This window comes from Isoptericola sp. NPDC055881 (assembly GCF_053615895.1).
In genome coordinates this window covers 1-3,387 of record NZ_JBSHCR010000129.1, presented here as the reverse complement: position 1 = coordinate 3,387, position 3,387 = coordinate 1, and the positions used below count along the sequence as shown (strand labels likewise).

General features: G+C 57.2%; 1 rRNA gene. It reads left to right on the top strand.

Annotation, left to right across the window (positions count from 1 at the left end):
* The first annotated feature begins 196 nt into the window (after positions 1 to 196).
* Positions 197 to 3,309: ribosomal RNA gene (locus ACWGKI_RS20520) — 23S ribosomal RNA — on the top strand.
* The last annotated feature ends 78 nt before the right edge of the window (positions 3,310 to 3,387 follow it).

The following is a 3,387-nucleotide window of genomic DNA, read 5'->3' as shown; positions in this document are numbered from 1 at the left end:
CCCCTTGAGGGGCGGGTCGGGGCTGGTCTGGGGTAGGCGTGCTGGTGGGCTGGCGGGTTCGTCCGTTGCTTGAGAACTGCATAGTGGACGCGAGCATCCCAGATGTTCAGTACTGGCCTGGTCGGCCTGCTGCCTCCTTGTGGGGTGGCGTGGTTGATCGGACTGGTTTTCTGATCTCTGTGAAAATATTGTAGTGTGTCGAAGTTTTTAAGGGCACAGGGTGGATGCCTTGGCACTAGGAGCCGAAGAAGGACGTTGTAGCCTGCGATAAGCCTCGGGGAGTTGGCAAACGAGCTGTGATCCGAGGATGTCCGAATGGGGGAACCCGGCTGGGGTCATGCTCAGTCACCTGCATCTGAATACATAGGGTGTAGGGGGGAACGTCGGGAAGTGAAACATCTCAGTACCGACAGGAAGAGATATTCCGTGAGTAGTGGCGAGCGAAAGCGGATGAGGCCAAACCGTGTGTGTGTCAAGCTGTCAGGCGTTGCACATGCGGGGTTGTGGGACCTTCTGACCAGATCTGACAGTCTGGTAGCCAGTAAGAAAGCCGTGTCATAGTCGAACCGCATTGAAAGGCGGACCGTAGTGGGTGTGAGTCCCGTAGACGAAATGGTGCGGCCTGGTTGAGGGGATCCCAAGTAGCACGGGGCCCGAGAAATCTCGTGTGAATCTGGCAAGACCACTTGCTAAGCCTAAATACTACCTAGTGACCGATAGCGGACAAGTACCGTGAGGGAAAGGTGAAAAGTACCCCGGGAGGGGAGTGAAATAGTACCTGAAACCGTGTGCCTACAATCCGTCGGAGCCTCCTTAGCAGGGGTGACGGCGTGCCTTTTGAAGAATGAGCCTGCGAGTTAGTGCTCGGTGGCGAGGTTAACCCGTGTGGGGAAGCCGTAGCGAAAGCGAGTCCGAATAGGGCGGTACAGTCGCCGGGTCTAGACCCGAAGCGAAGTGATCTAGCCATGGGCAGGTTGAAGCGCCGGTAAGACGGCGTGGAGGACCGAACCCACTTAGGTTGAAAACTGAGGGGATGACCTGTGGTTAGGGGTGAAAGGCCAATCAAACTTCGTGATAGCTGGTTCTCCCCGAAATGCATTTAGGTGCAGCGTCACGTGTTTCTTGCCGGAGGTAGAGCTACTGGATGGCTAATGGGCCCTACCAGGTTACTGACGTCAGCCAAACTCCGAATGCCGGTAAGACATAGCGTGGCAGTGAGACTGCGGGGGATAAGCTTCGTAGTCGAGAGGGAAACAGCCCAGATCATCGGCTAAGGCCCCTAAGCGTGTGCTCAGTGGGAAAGGATGTGGAGTTGCACAGACAACCAGGAGGTTGGCTTAGAAGCAGCCACCCTTGAAAGAGTGCGTAATAGCTCACTGGTCAAGTGATTCCGCGCCGACAATGTAGCGGGGCTCAAGTACACCGCCGAAGCCGTGGCACTCACACGTTAGCCCAGCACCAACTTGTTGGTGTTCAGGTGTGTGGGTGGGTAGGGGAGCGTCGTGTGGGCAGTGAAGCTGCAGGGTGACCTAGTGGTGGAGCCCACACGAGTGAGAATGCAGGCATGAGTAGCGAATGACGGGTGAGAAACCCGTCCGCCGAATGACCAAGGGTTCCAGGGCCAGGCTAATCCGCCCTGGGTAAGTCGGGACCTAAGGCGAGGCCGACAGGCGTAGTCGATGGACAAGGAGTTGATATTCTCCTACCGGCGAAGAACCGCCCATACCGAGCCCGGTGATGCTAACCGCCCCAATGGTGACACCGCGACCTTCGGGTCGCACCGTCTCCGGCGGCGTGGGACCCGAACCGGTAGTAGGTAAGCGTGTTAACAGGGGTGACGCAGGAAGGTAGCCCGGCGTGGCGATGGTAGTCCACGTCCAAGGTTGTAGCCCGCTTCGTAGGCAAATCCGCGAAGCATCAAGGGTGAGAACTGATAGTGACCGCGTATGCGGGAATCGGGTGATCCTCAGCTGCCAAGAAAAGCCTCGACGCGAGGTTCTAGCCGCCCGTACCCCAAACCGACTCAGGTGGTCAGGTAGAGAATACCAAGGCGATCGAGCGAATCGTGGTTAAGGAACTCGGCAAAATGCCCCCGTAACTTCGGGAGAAGGGGGGCCTGATCCGTGAACACCCTAGCGGTGGGAAGCGGTGAGGGCCGCAGAGACCAGGGAGAAGCGACTGTTTACTAAAAACACAGGTCCGTGCGAAGTCGCAAGACGATGTATACGGACTGACGCCTGCCCGGTGCTGGAAGGTTAAGAGGACGGGTCAACTTCGGTGAAGCCCAGAATTTAAGCCCCAGTAAACGGCGGTGGTAACTATAACCATCCTAAGGTAGCGAAATTCCTTGTCGGGTAAGTTCCGACCTGCACGAATGGCGTAACGACTTCTCCGCTGTCTCAACCGCGAGCTCGGCGAAATTGCACTACGAGTAAAGATGCTCGTTACGCGCAGCAGGACGGAAAGACCCCGGGACCTTTACTATAGCTTGGTATTGGTGTTCGGTGCGGCTTGTGTAGGATAGGTGGGAGACTATGATACCCGGCCGCCAGGTCGGGTGGAGTCATCGTTGAAATACCACTCTGGCCGCATCGACCATCTAACCTCGGTCCGTAATCCGGATCAGGGACAGTGCCTGGTGGGTAGTTTAACTGGGGCGGTTGCCTCCCAAAATGTAACGGAGGCGCTCAAAGGTTCCCTCAGCCTGGTTGGCAATCAGGTGTCGAGTGCAAGTGCACAAGGGAGCTTGACTGTGAGACCGACAGGTCGAGCAGGGACGAAAGTCGGAACTAGTGATCCGGCGGTGGCTTGTGGAAGCGCCGTCGCTCAACGGATAAAAGGTACCCCGGGGATAACAGGCTGATCTTGCCCAAGAGTCCATATCGACGGCATGGTTTGGCACCTCGATGTCGGCTCGTCGCATCCTGGGGCTGGAGTAGGTCCCAAGGGTTGGGCTGTTCGCCCATTAAAGCGGTACGCGAGCTGGGTTTAGAACGTCGTGAGACAGTTCGGTCCCTATCCGCTGCGCGCGCAGGAAACTTGAGAAGGGCTGTCCCTAGTACGAGAGGACCGGGACGGACGAACCTCTGGTGTGCCAGTTGTTCCGCCAGGAGCACGGCTGGTTAGCTACGTTCGGAAGGGATAACCGCTGAAAGCATCTAAGCGGGAAGCCTGCTTCAAGATGAGGTTTCCATCCCCCTCGGGGGTGAAGGCACCCAGCTAGACCACTGGGTAGATAGGCCGGATGTGGAAGACAGGACGAAAGACTGTCGGAGCTGACCGGTACTAATAAGCCAACAACTTCACACACATACCAACACCGTTGGTCAATCATGCTACGCGTCCACTATGCGGTTCCCGAGAAACGGGCACCACCCCACCCACCCC